The sequence below is a fragment of the Pelagerythrobacter marensis genome, assembly GCF_036700095.1.
Classification (GTDB): domain Bacteria; phylum Pseudomonadota; class Alphaproteobacteria; order Sphingomonadales; family Sphingomonadaceae; genus Pelagerythrobacter; species Pelagerythrobacter marensis_A.
Genome location: NZ_CP144918.1, coordinates 2,021,426 through 2,041,539 on the forward strand (window position 1 = coordinate 2,021,426; position 20,114 = coordinate 2,041,539).

The window sequence follows — 20,114 nt, forward strand, 5'->3', positions numbered from 1 at the left end:
TTAAGGACGAACCGGCAATTCCTTGCCGCATGAGGATACTTTTCCTGATCTGCGCTGCGGCAGGCCTGTGCGCGCTCCATGCGCCGGCCCAGGCGGACTCCAGCGCGTCGTTCGGCGTTGGCGCCAGCGCCGGGGACGGCAAGGAACTGCCGCCTTATCTCCAATGCGTCCCTTATGCACGGCAGCGTTCCGGCGTGCAGATATACGGCGATGCCCATACCTGGTGGGATCAGGCCGAAGGGCGCTATCGACGCGGGCACGAGCCGCGCGTCGGCGCGGTCATGACCTTCGTGCCGCATGGCAGTATGCGGCTGGGTCACGTTGCGACCGTGAGCCGGGTGATCGACCGGCGCACCGTGCTGCTCGATCATGCCAACTGGTCCCCGATCGACGGGCGGCGGGGGCAGATCGAGCGCGACGTCAAGGCGGTCGACGTGTCGCGCGACAACGACTGGAGCCGGGTTCGCGTCTGGTACGATCCGATCGACGGCCTGGGAACGACGCCCTGGCCCGTCCACGGATTCATCTATTCGGACAAGCCCGATCTGCCGGCACAACGCCTGGCCCGCGCGCCGCGTCAGGCCGAATCCCAGATCTCGGAAGGGGCGGTCGCCGCTCGATCGCGCGCGCCGGCCTCGGCCACGCCGTCGCGAGCTTTCCTGAACGCGTTTGCCGGAATGGCGCCAGCGGCACCTCGGCAGCCTGCATCGACGGTTTCGAGAGGCGCCCCTCAGCGCAAGGCGCTTCCCAGGCGCAAGGAAGCGCCTGCCGCTGTTCGCAGCGATCCCATCGCGGCGGCTCTTGCGCGGTACGGCAACTGAACCGATTCAGGCGCGCGCAACCGGCGCGTCGTCGCCGAGATCCTCGTACCAGGCCTCCACCGGACCGGTGAGCTTGAGCGTCAGCGGCTGACCCTTGCGATCGACGGTCTTGCCGGCCTGCACCCGCACCCAGCCACCGGAGATCGAGTATTCTTCGATATCGGTCCGAACGCGGCCCTTGAACCGAATGCCGACGCCGCGCTGCAGCTTCTCGGCATCGAAGAATTCGCTTCGCGGATTGACCGAGAGACGGTCGGGCGGGGTATCGGTGTCATGTTCGTCGCTCATGCCGAGCGCCCTAGTGCGGTGCGCAGATGCCCGCAATAATCAATCGAAGTTCGGCGATCGGACGGCGCCCGGTCAATCCGGTGGCGGCGGGGTTTCGATCGGCCCGCGATCGGGCACGTCGGTGTCCGGGCTGGGCGGATCGATCTCGTCCGGATCGCGCATGGGATCTTCCATCGGCGGGCTGTCGGGCGGGGTTTCCGGCGGCGATACGGGTTCGATTCTGTCGGGGGCCGGATCGGGCTGGGTGGCCATGGTATTTTCCTCGCTGGGGTTCGAAGGGGGAACGCCGTGCGGGGGCCTTGCGTTCCATGGCCGGGACCGTCGGCAATCGCGACGCTTGCCCTTTTCGGCCCGCCCTTCTAAGGGCGCTCCCCTGTTCGTGTGGGTTTCCCACGCGCGGCTTCGTTCGGGTTGCGGGCGTGGCGGAACTGGTAGACGCGCTGGTTTTAGGTACCAGTATCGAAAGATGTGGGGGTTCGAGTCCCTTCGCCCGCACCAGTCCTCCGGCCCGGCGTCCCTTCGATAAAACGCGATTTCGAAAAGGCTTAAGTTCGCATCATGCAGATCAAAGAGACCACCAGCAAAGGCCTCAAGCGCGGTTACGAGGTGACCATTCCGGCCAAGGATATCGAGGCCCGCGTCGACGCCGAGGTGAAGAAGATCGCCCCGCAGGTGCGGATGCCCGGCTTCCGCCCCGGCAAAGTGCCCGCCAATCTGATCCGCAAGATGCATGGGGAAAGCGTCCACGCGCAAGTCGTCAACGATGCGATTCGCAGCTCGGTCGACGATCTCATTCGCGAGAAGAACCTGCGGCCGGCGATGCAGCCGAAAGTCGAACTCGCCGAAGGGTACGAACAGGGCAAGGACGCGGTGCTCGAAGTGGAGATGGAGGTTCTGCCCCAGATCGACACGCCGGAAACCGACGGCCTGTCGCTGGAACGCCTGACCGTTCCCGTCAGCGACAAGGCGGTCGACGAAGCGCTGGAGCGGATTGCCGGCCAGCAGAAAAGCTACAAGGACGCGGCCAAGACGAAGAAGGCCGCTGAAGGCGACCAGCTGATCATCGATTTCACCGGTTCGATCGACGGTGTCGAGTTCGAAGGCGGCAAGGCCGAGGATGCGCCGCTGGTGATCGGGGCGGGACAGTTCATTCCCGGTTTCGAGGAGCAGCTCGCCGGAGCCAAGGCCGGCGACGAGAAGACCGTTACCGTAACCTTCCCCGAAGACTATCCGGCCGAACACCTTGCGGGCAAGGAAGCCCAGTTCGCCGTGACGGTGAAGCAGGTGAAGGTCGAGGACGAGACGAAGATCGACGACGCGTTCGCCAAGAATCTCGGCCTCGAGAGCCTCGACAAGCTGAAGGAACTCCTGCGCGGCCAGCTCGAGCAGGAAACTGCCGGGCTCACCCGCACGCAGATGAAGCGCCAGCTGCTCGACCAGCTTGCGGCAGGGCATGATTTCGAGGTTCCCGAAGGCATGGTCGATGCCGAATTCGAACAGATCTGGGCCCAGCTTCAGCAGGAGGCCGCGCGCGACGAGGATCCGGCCAAGGCGCTCAAGGAAATCGAGGCCGAGAAGGACGATTACCGGCGCATCGCCGAACGCCGGGTGCGCCTCGGCCTGCTGCTCAGCGAGATCGGCCAGAAGAACGGGGTCGAGGTCAGCCAGCAGGAAATGAGCATGCTGGTCCAGCAGGCCGCGCAGCAATATCGCGCCGAGGACCGAGAGCGGTTCATGCAGTATATCCAGTCCGAGCCGATGGCGGCGGCCCAGCTGCGTGCACCGCTTTACGAGGACAAGGTGGTCGACTTCCTGTTCGACAAGGCCGAAATTACCGAGCGCGAAGTGACGCGCGAGGAGCTGGAGGCTGCGATCGAGGCGGACGAGGACGCTGCCGAAGCGAAGCCCGCGGCGAAGAAGAAGGCCCCGGCCAAGAAGACCACCGCCAAGAAGGCCCCGGCCAAGAAGGCGGACGAGAGCGAGGCCGCAGCCAAGAAGCCCGCAGCGAAGAAGGCCCCGGCGAAGAAAGCTCCGGCTGCGAAAGGCGACGAGGCAAAGGCTGCGGAGAAGAAACCGGCTGCCAAGAAGGCGCCTGCCAAGAAGGCACCCGCCAAGAAAGCTCCGGCGAAGAAAGCCGCGGCCAAGTCCTGAAGTCTGTCAATCGATTTCCACGGTCGGAAGGGCGGCGGGCGACAGGGTCCGCCGCCCTTTTTCGAATCTTACTCCGACCGGTCGGTCGCGTCGTCTTTCCTGTTTTCGAGTTTCTCGAGCGCGGCTTCGGGCGACAGGGCGAACATTTCCGGCGCGCTGCCGACGTGGATATGCTCGCCGCGCCGCTCGATCAGGGTAATGAGCGGCCCCGACACCACCCCGTGCACGAGGATGGATACGAGGATAACGAAGCTCGCGGTCGCCCAGAGGGTGCTCAATCCGGTGAAATCGGCGTGGGTTTGTCCGTAAGCCATATAGTAGATCGAACCGATCCCGCGCACGCCAAGGAAAGCCAGGGCCAGTTTCCCGGCAAGCGGCAGGTTCGACAGGCTTTCCGCACAAAGTCCCGCCGCTGGCCGGATCACGAAAATCAGCGCCAGGCCGACCAGCGCCGCGGGCCAGGTCAGCGCATCGAGCACGCCGCTGGCCAGCATGGCGCCGAAGCCGAACAGCACGATGACCAGCACGATCTGTTCGATCTGATCGATGAAGTGGTGGCTGATCTTGTGATAGCGGCTGGCGTTTTCCCGCTGGCGCGTGGTCACTGCGCCCACGAACACGGCGAGAAAACCATAGCCGCCGACAAGCTCGGCCGCGCCATAGGCGAGCAGCAGCGTGCCGAGAACGATCAGCCCTTCGCTGGTCGAGTAGGGGGGAGGACGCTCGCGGTCGACGTCGGCGATGGACGGGTCGGCCTCCCGCTCGAACACGAACCAAGCGCCGGCCCGTCCGATCGCCCAGCCCATGGCGATCCCGGCCGCAATGCGCCAGACGAGATCGAGGGCCACCCATTCGAGCGTCCAGCTGCCCAGTGCGGTCATCCCCACAGCCGCGATCGCCAGATAGGTGAAGGGAAACGCGAGCCCGTCGTTCAACCCCGCCTCTGCAGTCAGGCTGAAGCGCAGGTCGTGGCGCTGGTTCTCGCCCGGCGGGCCGACCTGTACGCTGCGTGCCAGGACCGGATCGGTCGGCGCGAGCGCCGCGCCCAGCAGGATCGCGCTGGCCGGGGCGAGCCCCAGGGCCCACCAGCCGAGAAATGCCACTGCCGCGACCGTCAGCGGCATGGCAATGGCCAGCAACGGCCAGATCTGGCGCCAGTTCACCCAGCTCACCGGCCTGTCGATCGCAATGCCCGCTGCCATCAGCGACACGATGACGATGAATTCGGTGATGTATTCCAGCGTCAGGGCGTCGAAACCGTCTTGCGCCGGGTTGATCGCCGGAAGCCCGAGCGGCAGCGACCAGATCAGGTAGCCTGCGGCAACATAGACGATCGGGACCGAAAGCCAGTATCGGCCCAGGTGCCGCTCCAGCGGCACGGCCAGAATCAGGGCGAGCCCGAACAGGACGAAAAGAAAAATTCGCGGATCGAAGATCACTCGTCGTCTCGCTACCGCCTCTGGGCGGTCATCGGCGCAAGAGACAGCAGCATTCCAGCCGCCGGGAGCGCGGGAATTCGTTTCATGGGCGGCACTTTGCCATCGCCGGGGGACAAAGCAAGCGAATCGACCGCGTGCCAGCCGGTTTCCCGCGGCAAATTTGCCGGCCGAAGGTTAATGCCCTTGAACATCGCGCCAGCTATCGCGACATAGCCCGTCGCACTTCTGACGAGAGGAATTTTTGCATGATCGACCTGTTCGGCACCGATGCCCACGCTTCGCAGGGGCAGTTCACCCGCGATCCGGTGACGGGCGCGCTGGTGCCGGTGGTGGTCGAGCAGACCAGCCGGGGCGAGCGCAGCTTCGACATTTTCAGCCGCCTGCTGCGCGAAAGGATCGTGTTCGTGACAGGGCAGGTCGAAGACGGGATGGCATCGCTGATCGTCGCACAGCTGCTGTTCCTGGAAAGCGAAAACCCGTCGAAGCCGATCAGTATGTACATCAATTCGCCCGGCGGCGTGGTGACGGCGGGCATGGCGATCCACGACACGATGCAGTACATCAAGCCGCGCGTTTCCACCGTGTGCGTGGGGCAGGCGGCTTCGATGGGCAGTTTTCTGCTGGCTGCGGGCGAGCCGGGCATGCGGATCGCGCTGCCGAATGCGCGCATCATGGTGCACCAGCCATCGGGCGGCGCGCGCGGCATGGCCAGCGACATCGAGATTCAGGCGCGCGAGATCCTGCGTATCCGCCAGCGGATGAACGATCTCTACGTCAAATACACCGGCCAGAGCCTTTCCGATATCGAGAAGGCAATGGACCGCGACACCTTCCTCGAAGCCGACGAAGCGATGAAGTTCGGCATCGTCGACAAGGTGTTCGAAACCCGGCCCGAAAACGAGGAGCCGGGCGAGGAATCGGGTTCCGGCGGCGGGCCGGAGTAAGGCCGGCGCCGGGGTTCGCCCCGGCGTGGGACACAACCCTGGCATTCGGACCACATTGCCGCTTCAGCCTGTGGCAACATGTAAATGCTAGGCCCGATATGTTGATTAATGACCATCCGGCTTTAGAGTCGGTCGAATCCGATGCGATGTGCGCATCGGGGTTCGGGAATTACGGGAATGACCAAGTTGAGCGGAACCGATAGCAAGTCCACGCTGTATTGCAGCTTCTGCGGCAAATCGCAGCACGAGGTGAGGAAACTCATCGCCGGACCCACCGTGTTCATCTGCGACGAATGTGTCGAGCTGTGCAACGACATCATTCGCGAAGAGACCAAGGCCGGGCTGACGGGGCGCAAGGAAGGCGAAGTCCCGACGCCGAACGACATCTTCGCGACTCTGAACGACTACGTGATCGGGCAGGACCGCGCGAAGCGCGTGCTTTCGGTCGCGGTCCACAACCATTACAAGCGGCTGAAGCATTCGGGCAAGGCCGGCGACGTGGAACTGGCCAAGTCGAACATCCTGCTGGTCGGTCCGACCGGATCGGGCAAGACGCTGCTGGCGCAGACGCTGGCGCGCACGTTCGACGTGCCGTTCACGATGGCCGATGCGACCACGCTGACCGAAGCCGGCTATGTCGGCGAAGATGTCGAGAACATCATCCTGAAGCTGCTGCAGGCCAGCGATTACAACGTCGACAAGGCGCAGCACGGCATCGTCTATATCGACGAGATCGACAAGATCACCCGCAAGGCGGAAAACCCCTCGATCACCCGCGACGTATCGGGCGAGGGCGTGCAGCAGGCGCTGCTCAAGCTGATGGAGGGCACCACCGCCTCCGTCCCGCCGCAGGGCGGCCGCAAGCATCCGCAGCAGGAATTCCTGCAGGTCGATACGACCAATATCCTGTTCATCTGCGGCGGCGCCTTCGCGGGGCTGGAGAAAGTCATTGCCGACCGGCTTCAGAAGCGTTCGATCGGTTTCGGCGCCCATGTCGCCGACCCGGACAAGCGCCGCGTGGGCGAGCTGCTCGAAAAGTGCGAGCCGGAAGACCTTCTCAAATTCGGACTGATCCCCGAATTCGTCGGTCGCCTGCCGGTGATCGCCACGCTGCGCGATCTCGATATCGACGCGCTGGTGAAGATTCTCAGCGAGCCGAAGAACGCGCTGGCGAAACAGTATCGCAAGCTGTTCGAGCTTGAGGACGTCGAACTGACGTTCACCGAAGATGCATTGCGCACGATCGCGGAGAAGGCGATCCAGCGCAAGACCGGCGCGCGCGGACTGCGTTCGATCGTGGAAGGCATCCTGCTCGATACGATGTTCGACCTTCCCGACATGGAGGGCGTCAGCGAGATCGTGATCGATCGCGACGTGGTCGAAGGCCGCAAGGAGCCGATCCGCGTGCTCGGCGGCGAAGAAAAGGAAGAAGCGGCCTGACCGGGGCCGCCGGGCAGCCGCTATCGCTGCCCCCATCGATCGGCCCGCTGCGGCCGACATAGCCTGTAGAAAGGCGTTCGAGGCGCGGCACACGGCTGCGCGACGGGCCGGCGGCATACACCGGCCCGCCTGTTGATGCGAATACGAGGAATTTCATTCATGGCTACCAACGCACATCTCGCCGCGAAGCTTCTGCGCGACGCGAGCGGGTTCTTCCGCAATGTCGGTGAGCAGAACCCCCCGCTGCAGCAGCAGATGGAAGACAATGCGCAGGTTTACGACCAGGTCGCCGAACTCGTCGAAAGCGACCCGAACGGCGAGCTGCCGGCGCAGGAAGAAGGCGCCGCCGGTAACGAACAGGCCCAGTAACCGGGGCGCCAAGGCCGTTGCGACGTCAGCCGCCTGCCTGCACCTTGGTGGCGGAATTGCCGCCATCGGCCCACAAGGCGCTGCCGACCACGAAGCTCGACAGATCGCTGAGCAGGAACAGGGCGGCATTGGCAATCTCTTCCGGCTGAGCGATGCGCCGGACCGGGTGCAGACCGGCGGCCCAGGCCCTGGCCTCGTCGGTTCCGGCGGCCGGCGTATCGGTTCCACCCGCCATCAGGGCATTGGCCCTGATGGCGCGGTGGCCGTAATCTGCGGTGATCGATTTCACCAGGCCGCCCAGACCGGCCTTGGCCGAGCCGTAGGCGCCCATTCCGGGCATTCCGACGCTCGATCCGACAAATGTGCTGGTGAAGACAAGGCTGCCGCCGCCACCGGCCAGCAGTGCGGGAACTTGCGCGCGCGCCGCCAGAAACGCGGCGGTCAGGTTCACGGCCACCGTTTCGTTCCACTCGCTCTCGGCAAGCTCGGCCAGCGGTTTCATCGCACCGACAATGCCGGCGTTGTTGAACGCGCCATCGAGCCGCCCGTATCGTTCCAGCGCAGCCTCCACGGCGCGTGCGTGGCATTCTGCGGCGGTGACATCGCCTGGGCAGGAGATCGCCTCTCGGCCCCGCCGGGCGATCTCGTTTGCGACCTCGTCCAGCATTTCCGCGCGGCGGGCGACGAGGACGAGCCGCGCGCCCTGCGCTGCGAAGAGCCGCGCGGCTGCCCGGCCTATGCCCGAACTCGCGCCGGTGACGATGATCGTTTTGTCGGCAAGCAATGACATGCGGGTCTCCTTCACTTCTGGATGAGACCCTCGTCTAGTCGCGGCCCGGTGCGGGCCGCTTCCCGTTTCGTGCGGGCGAACTCAGGTGCAGTCGGCGCAATGGGCGTCGGCTTCGGTTTCCACCTGCACGGTGGCATGGCCGATACCGAACTTGTGCTCGAGTTCGTGGGCTATCCGGTGCAGGAACGCATCGCCGGGATGCCCGCCGGGCATGACCAGATGGGCCGTCAGCGCGGTTTCGGTCGTGCTCATCGGCCAGATGTGAAGGTCGTGGATCGCCTCCACGCCGGCCAGCTGACCGAGATAGCCGCGCACATCCTCCTCGGCGATCCGGTCGGGCACTGCCAGCAGGCCCATCTTTACGCTGTCCTTGAGCAGCCCCCAGGTGCCCCAGCCGATCACCGCCACGATGGCCAGGCTGGTCAGCGGATCGACCCAGTTCGCCCCGGTCAGCAGGATCGCCACGCCGGCGATCACCACACCCAGCGAAACCAGCGCGTCGGCGGCCATGTGCAGGAAGGCGCCGCGAATGTTCAGATCGTCATGACGGCCGCGCATGAACAGCATGGCAGTGCCGGCATTGATGACGATCCCGATGCCGGCCACCACGATCATCGTCGTGCCTTCTACCGCAGCCGGCTCGGCGAAGCGGCGGATCGTTTCGAACAGGATCGCGCCGATGGCCACCAGCAGCAGGCCGGCATTGGCCAGGGCTGCAAGGATGGTCGAACTCTTGAACCCATAGGTGAACCGCCCGGATGCGGGGCGTTTCGCCGCAGTCGCCGCGGCCCAGGCGAGCAGCAGGCTCAGCACGTCGGACAAGTTGTGCCCGGCATCGGCCACCAGCGCCATCGACCCGGAAAGGAACCCGTACGTCGCCTCGATCAGGACGAAGGCGCTGTTGAGCACGACCCCGATCGCGAACGCGCGGCCGAAGTCGGCCGGCGCGTGGTAATGGCCGGCCCCGTGTCCGTGCGCCGAATGGCTGTGCGAATGGGCCAGAGCGCGTTCCTCCCGATCTGTCGCCGATTCCCTAGCGCGCAGGCAATGACGGTTCAAGAAAATATAGTATTATCAACAGGGTACAAAATAACATCAAAGCGATCGATGGGATTCGACCCTATTCGTAAACGCACGCGTCGAGCCCTTCCCGCCGCACTACGCCCATTCGCGCGGCGATGGTGTTGCCGTAACGGCGCGTGAAGCCGGTCGGATTGACCACCGAACGCTTCTTGGGCAGCGGCAGGGCGGCGGCCATGCGGGCTGCCTGGGTGCGCGTGAGGCGTGCGGCGGAATGGTTGAAATATCGCTGCGCCCCGGCTTCCGCGCCGTAGGTGCCGATGCCGGTCTCCGCGACGTTGAGATAGACCTCCATGATCCGCCGCTTGCCCCAGATCTGCTCGATCAGAAATGTGAACCATGCCTCGAACCCCTTGCGAACGTAGCCGCCGCCCTGCCACAGGAAGACATTCTTCGCCGTTTGCTGGCTGATCGTCGATCCGCCGCGAATGCGCCCACCTTCGGCGTTGCGCGCCATGGCCTGCTCGATCGCCTCGCGGTCGAAGCCGTCGTGGCTGCAGAACTTGCCGTCCTCCGCCGCGATCACTGCCGTGACAAGATTGCGGTCGATGTTCGACAGCGGCTCCCAGTCCTTGGTTATGCCGTTGGGGTCCATCAGCATCGTGGCGGTCACCGGAGGGGGAACGAAGCGATAGATCAACACCAGCGCCAGGCTGAGGCCGACGAACCACAGTATCAGCTTGACGAGGAGCGTCAGGAACCAGCGCATGTGGCGAGCGGATAGGATGTGCGGCGGCCGCGTGCAATCGTCTTACTTGCGCGCGTCGAACGCGGCGCGGGCGGCTTCGATCCTGTCGATGTTCCGTTCGGCCCAGTGCCATACGCCGCAGAACGCTTCGGCAAGATCGTGGCCGAGGTCGGTCAGGCGATATTCGACCCGCGGCGGAACCTCGGGATGGACGGTGCGTATCACCAGCCCCTCGCGCTCCATCTGGCGGAGCGTCTGGGTCAGCATTTTCTGGCTGATTCCCGGCACGGCGCGGCCGAGCGCGCTGAAACGCTGCTCCCCGCCTTCCTCCAGGGCTTCGAGGAGGAGGAGAGTCCATTTGTCCGCCACTCGACCGATCGTTTCATCGACCAGTGCATCGATCCGCGGATCCGGATGGTAGCGCGTGCACTGCGGCTTCTTCATTTCTTTCCTTCTGGTAACTATCGCACTTCGTAGTGCCTGCTTTTGACCGGGAAATTACGAACTAGATTGATGGGGCTTTCCAACTCAAGCAGAGAAAGGTTCCCCCATGAAGACCAGCGGCAACACGATTCTTGTCACCGGTGGCGGCACCGGGATCGGCCGCGAACTCGCGCGACGCTGGCACGATCTCGGCAACACGGTGATCGTGGCCGGGCGCAGCGAGGCTTCGCTCGCAGAAACCGCCGAAGGCCATGCGAACATCCATGCGATGACGCTCGACGTCTCCGATCCCGCCGATATCGAACGGTTCGCACGGGAGATCGTGGCCCGGTTTCCCGCGCTCAACGTCCTCGTGAACAATGCCGGGATCATGCACTACGAAGACGTGACGACGAAGCGCGATCTCTCCGATGCGGAGGCGACTGTCGTTACGAACCTGCTCGGCCCGATCCGGTTGACCGATGCGCTTGTCGATCACCTCAAGGGGCGGGCCGATGCGGCGATCGTCAACGTCACTTCGGGGCTCGCGTTCGTGCCCATGCCCAAGGCCGCGACATATTCGGCGACCAAGGCGGCGATCCACAGCTATACGATCTCGCTCCGGGCCAAGCTGGAAGGGCAGGTCGAGGTGATCGAACTCGCGCCTCCCGGGGTGCAGACCGAACTGACGCCGGGCCAGTCGACGCGCGAAGGCTATCTGCCGCTCGACACGTTCATCGATCAGGTCATGGCGCAGTTCGAAAGCGGCGATCCGCCGGCCGAAGTGTTCGTCCCCAACTCCTTGCTGCTGCGCAACGCGGAGAAGGAGGGGCGTTTCGAGGAAGCTCTGGCGATGATTTCCCGCATCTGATCGCAGGCCGCCGGTGTAAGAAACGGGGCGCAAAGGTTCGGCCCTTTGCGCCCCGTCTTCGTGTATCGCGCGTAGCGCGGCGCCTTATGCGACGCCCGGCAGCAGCCTTTCGCCGGCGATGCGCTGCATGGCCTTCTGCAGCTTCTCGAACGCGCGCACCTCGATCTGCCGAATGCGTTCGCGGCTGACGTCGTAGACCTGGCTCAGTTCCTCGAGCGTCTGCGGGTTTTCCGTCAGCCGGCGTTCGGTGAGAATGTGCTTCTCGCGATCGTTGAGGCTGGCCATCGCCTCGACCAGCATTTCGTGGCGCACGTCGGCCTCTTCGGCGTCGGCGACCGTCTCGTCCTGCAGCGGGCGCTCGTCGGTCAGCCAGTCCTGCCACTCGCCCGAGCCTTCCTCCCCGCCGCGCATCGGCGAATTGAGCGAGCCGTCGCCGCCCATCATCATTCGCCGGTTCATGTTGATCACTTCCTGCTCGGGAACGCCGAGATCGGTCGCGATCTTTGCCACGTCTTCGGGACGAAGATCGGAATCTTCGTAAGCGTCGAGATTCTTCTTCATCCGCCGCAGGTTGAAGAACAGCTTCTTCTGCGCCGCGGTGGTGCCCATCTTCACGAGCGACCACGAGCGGAGGATGAATTCCTGGATCGAGGCCTTGATCCACCACATCGCGTAAGTCGCGAGGCGGAAACCGCGATCGGCCTCGAACTTCTTGACGCCCTGCATCAGGCCCACATTGCCTTCGGAAATGAGGTCGCTGACAGGCAGACCGTAACCACGATAGCCCATCGCGATCTTGGCCACGAGCCGCAAGTGGCTGGTCACGAGCTGCGCCGCCGCCTCGGGATCGTCGTGCTCCTCGTAACGCTTGGCGAGCATGTATTCCTGCTCCGCCGTCAGCACCGGGAACTTCTTGATTTCGGAAAGATAGCGGTTGAGGCTCTGCTCACCGCCGAGCGTGGGAATGCTCAATGCCTTGTTGTTGCTCACTTTACCCTGACCTTTCTCGTGTCGACCGCGCGAGCCGGGGCCCCTGCCGGGCACCCCGTGGTGCGGGCCACGTATTCGCATATAGGACGCAAAGGGGGCGGGTTGAACCGCATTTCATCGATTTCAACGAGTGGTTTCGTCGATGAGTTCCCGCATGTCGGCGGGCAGTTCGGCGCGGAAATCCACCCTCTCGCCGGTAACCGGATGATCGAATCCGAGCGATGCGGCGTGGAGCGCCTGCCGCGCGAAGCCGAGCTGCCTGAGAAGCGGGCGGAGAGCCGCAGGTGTGCGTCCATATACAGGATCACCCAATAGAGGATGGCCGATTGACGAACAATGAACGCGCACCTGGTGGGTCCGACCGGTTTCCAGCCGGCATTCGATCAGGGCGCATGCGTCGAGCAGCTTCACCGTGCGGTAATGCGTGACGGCATGCTTCCCCCGCTGCGAACCGGGGGGCAGCACGGCCATTTTCTTGCGATTGGCATCCGACCGTCCGATCCTCCCCGAAACCGTTCCCGCCGGCGGGTGCGGATGGCCCGCGCAAACCGCGAGATAGGTCCGGGCGATCGAATGATCGGCGAACTGGCGGGCCAGCCCCTCGTGCGCGGCATCGGTCTTCGCCACGACCAGCAGGCCGGACGTGTCCTTGTCGATGCGGTGGACGATCCCCGGGCGAACGACGCCGTTGATCCCCGACAGGCGGCCGCGGCAATGGTGCAGCAGCGCGTTGACCAGCGTGCCGTCGCGATTGCCGGCTGCCGGGTGAACGACCATGCCCGCGGGCTTGTCGACCACCACCAAGTCGTCGTCCTCGAACACGATGTCGAGGGGAATGTCCTGCGCTTCGGCGGCCAATGGGGCGGCCGGCGGCACGTCGATCGCGAAGGCGGCGCCCTGTGCCGCCCGGGCCGAGGCGCTGTGCGCGGCCACGCCGGCCACGGTAACGCGGCCTTCGCCGATCAGCGTCTTGACCCGCTCTCGCGAAAGGCCCGACGCTTTCGCCAGCGCCCTGTCGAGGCGCTCGCCGCCCTCCAGCGTGCCCGCGATACTTCCGCCGGTGAATTCCCTGCCAGACATGCTAGAGCCATGCGTGATGATGGTGGAAGTCACAATAGCGGTGATCGAACGCATTTTGGACGAGGCGGCGCTGGCGCACCCGCGCGAATGCTGCGGTATCCTGCTGGGCGAAGGCGGAACCGTCCGCGCGATCGAACCGGCCGCGAACGTCCACTCCGCGCCCGAGCGGCATTTCGAGATCGACCCGCAGACGTTGATCGATGCATACCGGGCCGCGCGCGCCGGCGGGCCAGGTGTCGTGGGCTATTATCACTCGCATCCGGCCGGTCCGGCGCGCCCATCTTCGGTCGACCGCGCGCTGGCGGTGCACGACGGCCGGGTCTGGGCCATCGCCGCGAAAGGCGAGGTGCGGTTCTGGCGGGACGACGAAGCGGGCTTCGAACCGCTTTCCCTGCGAGTCATAGATCGGTAAGGCTCCCTGCCGGGGCATTAACCAAGCCATACGGGGCAAGCTTTTCATCCCATGACCAATTCCGACGCCATCGACCTCGCCACTATGCTGTGTTCGCGGCTGTGCCACGATATGCTCAGCCCGGTCGGGGCCCTGTCCAACGGCCTGGAGCTGCTGGCGGAGGAGAAGGACCCCGAAATGCGCCAGCGCTGCTTCGAGTTGCTGGAACAGAGCGCGCGGATCAGCGCCGACAAGCTGAAGTTCTTTCGCCTCGCCTACGGCGCCGCGGGCGGTTTCGGCGACGAGGTGGACGTCGCGGAGGCGCGGTCGGTGGTCGATGCGCTGGTGGGCGATGCCAAGCGGATCCAGGTCAACTGGGCGCTTTCCGAAACGCGCCTGCCCAAGCCGGTGGTGAAAGTCCTGCTCAATTTCGCGCACATGGGCATCGACGCGCTGGTGCGGGGCGGCACGCTGGATATCGGGGCCGAAATCCGCGACGGCGCGAGCGAAATCGTGGTCCGGTCTGCGGGGACGAAAGTGGCGTTCGACGAATCGATCGGTGCCGCGCTGGAAGGCAATCTGCCGCGGGAGGAGCTGTCGAGCCGCACTGCCGCGGCGCATATGCTCTATCTGTTGGCCGATCACGCACGCGGCGGCCTGCAGTACAAGCTGACCGGCGAGGCCCTGGTGCTGGGCGCCGTGCTGCCCAACGGCTGACATGGACGAGCTTGTCCACCACGAACGGCCTTCGCCCAACTGGAACGAGCGGACCTTGCCGGTTTCGATGGTGGTCATCCACTATACCGAAATGGAAAGTGCGCAGGCTGCGCTGGAGCGGCTGTGCGATCCGGGGGCCGGGGTCAGCGCGCACTATCTGATTTCGGAAGCCGGCGAGGTTACCCGACTGGTGCCGGAGGAAAAGCGCGCCTGGCATGCCGGCGTCGCCTATTGGCGCGGCCACAAGGATGTGAATTCGGCCAGCATCGGGATCGAACTCGACCATCCCGGGCACGGATTGGGCTATCGCGCCTTTGCCGAGCCGCAGATCGCCGCTCTGGTGCCGCTGGTGGCGCGGATCGTGAAGCGATACGACATTCCCCGTGCCAATGTGGTCGGCCATTCGGACGTGGCCCCGGCGCGCAAGATCGACCCGGGCGAGCTGTTTCCATGGGAACGCCTCGCCGGGTACGGCCTGTGCCTGCCCCGGCCCCGCAAGCTGGAGCGTGGCGATCCGTTCGACAACGACGCGGCTTTCTACCTCGCGCTCGAGCGGTTCGGATACGACGTGACCGATGGCCGCAAGGCGGTTGAGGCGTTTCAGCGGCGCTGGCGGCCCGAAAGGATCGATGGCGAGATCGACGGCCAGGTTCGGGCCATCCTGTTCCAGTTGCTCTTGGATCGCGACCGGGGACACGCTAGATAGGCGGGGCCAGGGGGCCGGGCAGCCGCGGACGCGCAAGCGTCCGAGGAAAGTCCGGGCTCCACGAAACAAGGGTGGCGGGTAACGCCCGCCGGGCCGGCGCAAGCCGGTTCAGGGAAAGTGCCACAGAGAGAAGACCGCCGACGGCCCGGAAACGGGCCGGGCAAGGGTGAAAGGGTGCGGTAAGAGCGCACCGGGGTTCCGGCAACGGCGCCCGCACGGCAAACCCCACCCGGAGCAAGGCCGAATAGGGGCGGCGCGCTCGCAAGAGCAGAGGTGTTTCGCCTCGACCGCCCGGGTTGGCTGCTCGAGCGCACGGAGCGATCCGTCGCCTAGATGAATGGCTGCCCTCGCGGGGCCGGTCTCTCCCGAGGAAACGAGGGCGGGATACCGCCCGCGAGACAGAACCCGGCTTACAGGCCCCCTGGCATTCTATCCCCGCCCCACGCTGACATAAGTGAAGCCGGCCGCGCGCATGTCGTCGGGCTTGTAGATGTTCCTGAGATCGACCAGCACCGGCGCATTGGCCAGCGCCTTCACGCGGGCGAAATCGAGCGCGCGGAAGGCATCCCATTCGGTCACGATGACCACGGCGTCGGCACCGTCTATCGCCTCGTAGGCGCTGGCGCACATGCGCACTTCCGGCATTAGCGGCGCGGCCTGCTCCATCCCTTCGGGATCGTATCCGGCGACGTCGACCCCGGCATCGGCCAGCGCCTGGGCGATCGCAATCGCCGGGCTGTCGCGCATGTCGTCGGTATTGGGCTTGAAGGTCAGGCCCAGCAGCGCGACTTTCTTGCCGCGTGCGGCGTCCACGCCGCCCAGTGCCTCGATCACCTTGCGGCCCATCGCGCGTTTGCGGGTGTCGTTGGTTTTCACCACCGCCTCGACGATGCGCACGGGACTGTCATAATCTTCGGCCGTTTTGAGCAGCGCCAGCGTGTCCTTCGGGAAGCACGAACCGCCGTATCCCGGCCCGGCATGGAGGAACTTGGGCCCGATGCGGTTGTCCATGCCGATGCCGCGGCTGATGTCCTGCACGTTGGCGCCGACTTTCTCGCACAGATCGGCCATTTCGTTGATGAAGGTGATCTTCGTCGCCAGGAAAGCGTTGGCGGCATATTTGATCAGCTCGGCGCTGCGCCGGCTGACGAACAGGATCGGCGATTCGTTCAGGAACAGCGGGCGATAGACTTCGCGCATGACCTCGCGCCCGAATTCGTCCTCCGCCCCGATGACGATGCGATCGGGACGCTTGAAATCGCCGATAGCGGCGCCTTCGCGCAGGAATTCGGGGTTCGACACGACGGAGACGCGGTGCGTGCAGCCGGTTTCGGCAATGATCCGTTCCACTTCGTCCCCGGTGCCAACGGGTACGGTGGACTTGGTGACGACGACCGCATCGTTCGCGAGCTTCTCGCCCACCTCGCGCGCGACCGCGTGCACGAAGGAAAGATCGGCATGTCCGTCGCCCCGGCGGCTGGGGGTGCCGACGGCGATGAACACGGCCTGCGCACCCGCGATTCCCGCGGCGAGATCGGTGGTGAACGACAGACGCCCGGCCGCCGTGTTGTTTTCCACCAGCGCGGCCAGGCCCGGTTCGTAAATCGGCATTATGCCTTCGCAAAGACGGTCGATCTTCGACTGATCCTTGTCGATGCAGACCACTTCGTGGCCGAAGTCGGCAAAGCAGGCGCCGGAAACAAGGCCGACATAGCCCGAACCGACCATCGCGATTTTCATCGTAAACTCTCCATTTCACAAACCGATAGATCGCCGTCATCGTCGGTCGCCTGGATATAGCGGCGCGATTGCCCCTCCAGCACCAGGGCGGTCAGCTTGCCGGTACGATAGGCGCCGGTATCGATACCGATGCGATTGTCGCATTCCTCGATCTCGGGGCAGATCGTATGTCCGTGAACGACGACATGCGAATGGCGCCCCGAATACTTCAGAAACCGGTCGCGGATCCACAGCATGTCATGGCGCGACTGTTCCTCCAGCGAGACCTCGGGAAGAATTCCGGCGTGCACGAACAGGTAGTCGCCGATGACGATGTATTCCTCTGCCGCGGCCAGGAACTCGCGATCGGCGGCGGGCACGGTCTCGTGCATCAGGGCCTGCAGCTCGTCGAGCGTGCTGTCGTTGTAGCGCTTGCGCGGGACACCGTAACTGAGCAGCGTCTCGCGCCCGCCGTGTTTCAGGAAATGCCGCAGCAGGCGCCGGTCGCCGAAGGATTCGAGGAACATCTCCTCGTGATTGCCGGCGAGGATGCGGGTCGGGCGGCGCGCCTGGAGTTCGCGCGCGCGGCGCACGACGCCGGCGCTGTCCGGGCCGCGATCGACGAGATCGCCCAGCAGAACGATGGTCGTCTGCGCCGGACCTGCCGCTTCGTCGTCGCGCTCGATCGCGGCGATCAGTTCGTCGAACAGGTCCAGCCTGCCGTGGATGTCGCCGATGGCATAGACGCGCTGCCCCTCCGGCACGGCCGGGGCCGGAAGCCTGGTGCGGCTGCGGAAGATCTTGCGTAAAGGTTCGAACATCGGATTGCTTCGGAACGTGAACCCGCCGCCGATAGGGCAGCGGCCCGCGCGCGGCAACCGGTGTCTGCGTGCGGCGCGGCCACACGACTGGTGCATGAAATCAACAGTACGATGGCTGAATCGCGGTTGAGGAAATATTTCTTGTGCGGTGCAGCACCATGCTGCACGATTGTTTCGCGTCCGCAAGAGTGTGCTCGACAAAGCGAAGCACCCGGCGGACCGGCAGGTGGGACGAAGCACAACTGCAAACGCAAGGAAGTTTGTCATGCTCACGTCCATCCGCGGCCTTGCGGCCGCAACCTTTCTTACATCCACGGTCATGGTCGCTGTGCCCGCACAGGCGCAGGACCGGGCCGATCCCCCGGCGGCGGTGGAGGTGTCCGGCAATGTCGCGATCACCAGCGACTATCGCTTCCGCGGGGTTTCGCTGTCGGGCGGCGATCTCGCCATCCAGGGCGGCATCGACCTGACGCACGCAAGCGGGTTCTACGTCGGCACCTGGGGCAGCTCGATCGACGATGGCGGGACCGATCTGCTCGGCGATGTCGAGCTGGACCTTTACGGCGGCTGGAGCGGCGAAGTATCCGACGGAGTGACGCTGGATGTCGGTCTCCTCTATTACATGTACCCGACCGAGGGGCTGGGCGCCGATACCGACTATTTCGAACCCTATGCCTCTGTCGCGTTCACTCTGGGGCCGGCCGAGGCCACGCTCGGTGCTGCCTACGCCTTCGACCAGGACGCGCTGGGCGACAGCGACAACCTCTACGTCTATACCGACCTGGGCATCGGCATTCCGAATACGCCGATCAGTCTCAGCGGGCATCTCGGCTATACCGACGGGGTGCTGGCGCCGCCTGCGCTTGCCGGCTCGACCGACGAGAGCGGGTTGGACTGGGCGCTGGGCGCCAGCGCCACGGTCCTGGGCGGGCTGGAGATCGGCGTTACCTATGTCGGCACCGAAGGGCCTTCGGTCGACGGCCTGACCGACGATGCCGTGGTGGCAACGCTGGGCATGAGTTTCTGACGGGGGGAGCATGGGGCGCCCGGCGAAGGGCGGCCCGTGCCTCGCCTTGCGGCGGCGCGTCAGTCGAGCGAGAAATCGATCGTGGTGACGACGCGGACCTTCTTGTACGGCGTGTCGGACACGCCCCAGCCGCCGGCGTCGCCATCGCGCGCCTCGATCGAGAAATAGCCCTGGGTCGCGTGGCGGATGGTACCCACGTCGGCACCGCTGTCCTTGGCAAATTGCTCTGCTGCCGCGCGGGCATCGCGGGTGGCGTCGGCCACCATTTCCGGCTTGATCGCGTCGAGTTCGGTGAAAGTGTAGGATATGGCCGATCCGTCTTCGAGCACCACCCCGCGACGGACCAGTTCCACCTGGCGCCTGGCCGCGGTCTGGGCGCGCTCGATATCCTCGGTGCGCAGCGACAGCCGCTGACGGACCGTGTATCTGCCGACCCCTTCGCTGTCGGTGTAGTAATTGACGTTCACGCCGGTCGGCTGGAGCGCTTCGGCCGGGAAGCCCAGATCCTCGAAAAACGCCTCTATCGATGCGGTGTCCCGGTCGACGCCGGCCTGGGCGCTCGCCAGATCGGTCGCGGTCGAGGAATAGGAAATCGTCCAGGTTGCGAGGTCCGCAGTCACCTCGCGTTCGGCAAGCCCGCGCACAGTCACCGAACGGTCGGCATGTTTCGCGCGGACCAGCCCGTCGCCCAGCAGGAAGCCGCCTGCGACAAGGCCCGCGGCAACGATCGCCGCACTCGCCAGCCACCCCCGGATTTGCGGTTCGCGCCAGAATGCGGTGGAGGTCGGCGAGGGGGACACGCTATTGTCGGTCATGGCAATCCTTCCCAGATGCGCGGGTGAGAAATGCTGCAGATAAGTCTGTCGCGATGAACCGTGCTTTAATATCGATGAATGGAGTTCAAGGGTAAATGGTCAAGTTCCTGCACACTATGATTCGCGTTTCCGATATCGACGAAACGCTGGCCTTCTTCCGCCTGATCGGGCTGGAGGAAGTGCGTCGATTCGATAACGAGAAAGGGCGTTTCACGCTGGTTTTCCTCGCCGCACCGGGCGAGGAAGGCGTGGCCGAGGTCGAGCTGACGTACAATTGGCCGGCCGAAGACGGCAGCGCACCGGAACAATATACCGGCGGGCGCAATTTCGGCCATCTCGCCTACCGCGTCGACAACATTTACGAGACCTGCCAGCGGCTGATGGACGCCGGGGTCACGATCAATCGCCCCCCGCGCGACGGGCATATGGCATTCGTCCGCTCGCCCGACGGCATTTCGATCGAACTGCTGCAGGACGGACACCTGCCGCCGCAGGAGCCCTGGGCCAGCATGGAAAACACCGGGACCTGGTGACAGACCCCGGC

General features: G+C 64.9%; 23 protein-coding genes, 1 tRNA gene and 1 other RNA gene. 13 read left to right on the top strand and 12 right to left on the bottom strand.

Translation table 11 applies throughout. From position 1 onward, the window contains the following. The first annotated feature begins 29 nt into the window (after positions 1–29). Complete coding sequence (locus tag V5F89_RS09545; protein WP_338445421.1) at positions 30–821, top strand: CHAP domain-containing protein; 792 nt, start codon at positions 30–32, stop codon at positions 819–821. Between the two features lie 6 nt (positions 822–827). On the opposite strand, the gene V5F89_RS09550 is transcribed toward V5F89_RS09545, so the two are convergent. Continuing rightward, the gene (locus V5F89_RS09550; RefSeq protein ID WP_338445422.1) at positions 828–1,109 is read right to left on the bottom strand and encodes a DUF3297 family protein; all 282 of its coding nucleotides are present in this window, start codon (positions 1,107–1,109) and stop codon (positions 828–830) included. A gap of 72 nt (positions 1,110–1,181) precedes the next feature. Next, positions 1,182–1,361 (bottom strand): hypothetical protein, encoded by a 180-nt coding sequence (locus V5F89_RS09555; RefSeq protein WP_338445423.1) that lies wholly within the window; start codon positions 1,359–1,361, stop codon positions 1,182–1,184. A gap of 161 nt (positions 1,362–1,522) precedes the next feature. Here V5F89_RS09555 and V5F89_RS09560 point away from each other — a divergent pair. Together V5F89_RS09560 and tig are read left to right on the top strand one after the other, a co-directional pair. Next, a tRNA-Leu gene (locus V5F89_RS09560) sits at positions 1,523–1,607 on the top strand. Positions 1,608–1,667: 60 nt separating this feature from the next. Continuing rightward, a complete protein-coding gene (gene tig / locus V5F89_RS09565) occupies positions 1,668–3,260 on the top strand; it encodes a trigger factor (RefSeq protein WP_338445424.1) in 1,593 nt (530 codons plus the stop codon). Positions 3,261–3,328: 68 nt separating this feature from the next. Here the strand turns inward: tig and V5F89_RS09570 are convergent, their stop codons facing one another. After that, the gene (locus V5F89_RS09570) at positions 3,329–4,699 is read right to left on the bottom strand and encodes a sodium:proton antiporter (protein ID WP_338445425.1); all 1,371 of its coding nucleotides are present in this window, start codon (positions 4,697–4,699) and stop codon (positions 3,329–3,331) included. Positions 4,700–4,944: 245 nt separating this feature from the next. On the opposite strand from V5F89_RS09570, the gene V5F89_RS09575 reads away from it, so the two are divergent. The 3 genes from V5F89_RS09575 to V5F89_RS09585 all read left to right on the top strand — a co-directional run bounded on the left by V5F89_RS09575 (position 4,945) and on the right by V5F89_RS09585 (position 7,452). Then, positions 4,945–5,643, top strand: a complete 699-nt coding sequence (locus V5F89_RS09575; protein ID WP_338445426.1) for an ATP-dependent Clp protease proteolytic subunit — start codon at positions 4,945–4,947, stop codon at positions 5,641–5,643. A gap of 177 nt (positions 5,644–5,820) precedes the next feature. Then, positions 5,821–7,083 (top strand): ATP-dependent Clp protease ATP-binding subunit ClpX, encoded by a 1,263-nt coding sequence (gene clpX / locus V5F89_RS09580; protein ID WP_338445427.1) that lies wholly within the window; start codon positions 5,821–5,823, stop codon positions 7,081–7,083. 159 nt (positions 7,084–7,242) lie between these two features. Next, positions 7,243–7,452, top strand: coding sequence for a hypothetical protein (locus V5F89_RS09585; RefSeq protein ID WP_338445428.1), 210 nt, complete (start codon positions 7,243–7,245; stop codon positions 7,450–7,452). A 25-nt stretch (positions 7,453–7,477) separates the two neighbouring features. Here V5F89_RS09585 and V5F89_RS09590 read toward each other — a convergent pair whose 3' ends face one another. From V5F89_RS09590 to V5F89_RS09605, 4 genes are all read right to left on the bottom strand, one after another. Next, positions 7,478–8,242: an SDR family oxidoreductase gene (locus V5F89_RS09590; protein WP_338445429.1), complete on the bottom strand. Its 765-nt coding sequence runs from the start codon at positions 8,240–8,242 to the stop codon at positions 7,478–7,480. An 81-nt stretch (positions 8,243–8,323) separates the two neighbouring features. After that, entirely contained in the window at positions 8,324–9,244 is a 921-nt protein-coding gene (locus V5F89_RS09595) for a cation diffusion facilitator family transporter (protein WP_338447552.1), read from the bottom strand. Positions 9,245–9,362: 118 nt separating this feature from the next. Next, a complete protein-coding gene (gene mtgA, locus V5F89_RS09600) occupies positions 9,363–10,031 on the bottom strand; it encodes a monofunctional biosynthetic peptidoglycan transglycosylase (RefSeq protein ID WP_338445430.1) in 669 nt (222 codons plus the stop codon). Positions 10,032–10,073: 42 nt separating this feature from the next. Beyond that, complete coding sequence (locus V5F89_RS09605; RefSeq protein WP_338445431.1) at positions 10,074–10,454, bottom strand: helix-turn-helix domain-containing protein; 381 nt, start codon at positions 10,452–10,454, stop codon at positions 10,074–10,076. A 106-nt stretch (positions 10,455–10,560) separates the two neighbouring features. Between V5F89_RS09605 and V5F89_RS09610 the strand changes: the two genes are divergently transcribed. Next, positions 10,561–11,304, top strand: a complete 744-nt coding sequence (locus V5F89_RS09610; RefSeq protein WP_338445432.1) for an SDR family oxidoreductase — start codon at positions 10,561–10,563, stop codon at positions 11,302–11,304. Positions 11,305–11,388: 84 nt separating this feature from the next. On the opposite strand, the gene rpoH is transcribed toward V5F89_RS09610, so the two are convergent. Further along, a complete protein-coding gene (gene rpoH / locus V5F89_RS09615; RefSeq protein WP_338445433.1) occupies positions 11,389–12,294 on the bottom strand; it encodes an RNA polymerase sigma factor RpoH in 906 nt (301 codons plus the stop codon). A gap of 123 nt (positions 12,295–12,417) precedes the next feature. Continuing rightward, a complete protein-coding gene (locus tag V5F89_RS09620) occupies positions 12,418–13,374 on the bottom strand; it encodes an RluA family pseudouridine synthase (RefSeq protein WP_338445434.1) in 957 nt (318 codons plus the stop codon). A 16-nt stretch (positions 13,375–13,390) separates the two neighbouring features. On the opposite strand from V5F89_RS09620, the gene V5F89_RS09625 reads away from it, so the two are divergent. From V5F89_RS09625 to rnpB, 4 genes are all read left to right on the top strand, one after another. Next, positions 13,391–13,786 carry a M67 family metallopeptidase gene (locus V5F89_RS09625; RefSeq protein WP_338447553.1) on the top strand — a complete coding sequence of 132 codons (396 nt, stop codon included), beginning with the start codon at positions 13,391–13,393 and terminating at the stop codon, positions 13,784–13,786. A 51-nt stretch (positions 13,787–13,837) separates the two neighbouring features. Beyond that, positions 13,838–14,482 (top strand): histidine phosphotransferase family protein, encoded by a 645-nt coding sequence (locus V5F89_RS09630; protein WP_338445435.1) that lies wholly within the window; start codon positions 13,838–13,840, stop codon positions 14,480–14,482. Position 14,483: 1 nt separating this feature from the next. Then, the gene (locus tag V5F89_RS09635) at positions 14,484–15,188 is read left to right on the top strand and encodes an N-acetylmuramoyl-L-alanine amidase (RefSeq protein WP_338445436.1); all 705 of its coding nucleotides are present in this window, start codon (positions 14,484–14,486) and stop codon (positions 15,186–15,188) included. Positions 15,189–15,194: 6 nt separating this feature from the next. Then, positions 15,195–15,617: RNase P RNA component class A (gene rnpB, locus V5F89_RS09640), an RNA gene on the top strand. Here rnpB and V5F89_RS09645 read toward each other — a convergent pair. Both V5F89_RS09645 and V5F89_RS09650 read right to left on the bottom strand, forming a co-directional pair. Further along, on the bottom strand, positions 15,618–16,928 hold the full coding sequence (locus tag V5F89_RS09645) for a UDP-glucose/GDP-mannose dehydrogenase family protein (RefSeq protein ID WP_338445437.1): 1,311 nt from the start codon (positions 16,926–16,928) through the stop codon (positions 15,618–15,620). It abuts the RNA gene before it with no gap. Continuing rightward, a complete protein-coding gene (locus tag V5F89_RS09650; RefSeq protein WP_338445438.1) occupies positions 16,925–17,728 on the bottom strand; it encodes a metallophosphoesterase family protein in 804 nt (267 codons plus the stop codon). The genes V5F89_RS09645 and V5F89_RS09650 overlap by 4 nt, the downstream gene beginning before the upstream one ends. Positions 17,729–17,993: 265 nt before the next feature. Here V5F89_RS09650 and V5F89_RS09655 point away from each other — a divergent pair, with 265 nt between their 5' ends. Next, positions 17,994–18,755 (top strand): TorF family putative porin, encoded by a 762-nt coding sequence (locus V5F89_RS09655; RefSeq protein WP_338445439.1) that lies wholly within the window; start codon positions 17,994–17,996, stop codon positions 18,753–18,755. A gap of 59 nt (positions 18,756–18,814) precedes the next feature. Here the strand turns inward: V5F89_RS09655 and V5F89_RS09660 are convergent, their stop codons facing one another. Next, entirely contained in the window at positions 18,815–19,570 is a 756-nt protein-coding gene (locus V5F89_RS09660) for an SIMPL domain-containing protein (protein WP_338445440.1), read from the bottom strand. Between the two features lie 95 nt (positions 19,571–19,665). On the opposite strand from V5F89_RS09660, the gene V5F89_RS09665 reads away from it, so the two are divergent. Then, the gene (locus V5F89_RS09665; protein WP_338445441.1) at positions 19,666–20,103 is read left to right on the top strand and encodes a VOC family protein; all 438 of its coding nucleotides are present in this window, start codon (positions 19,666–19,668) and stop codon (positions 20,101–20,103) included. Positions 20,104–20,114 lie beyond the last annotated feature (11 nt).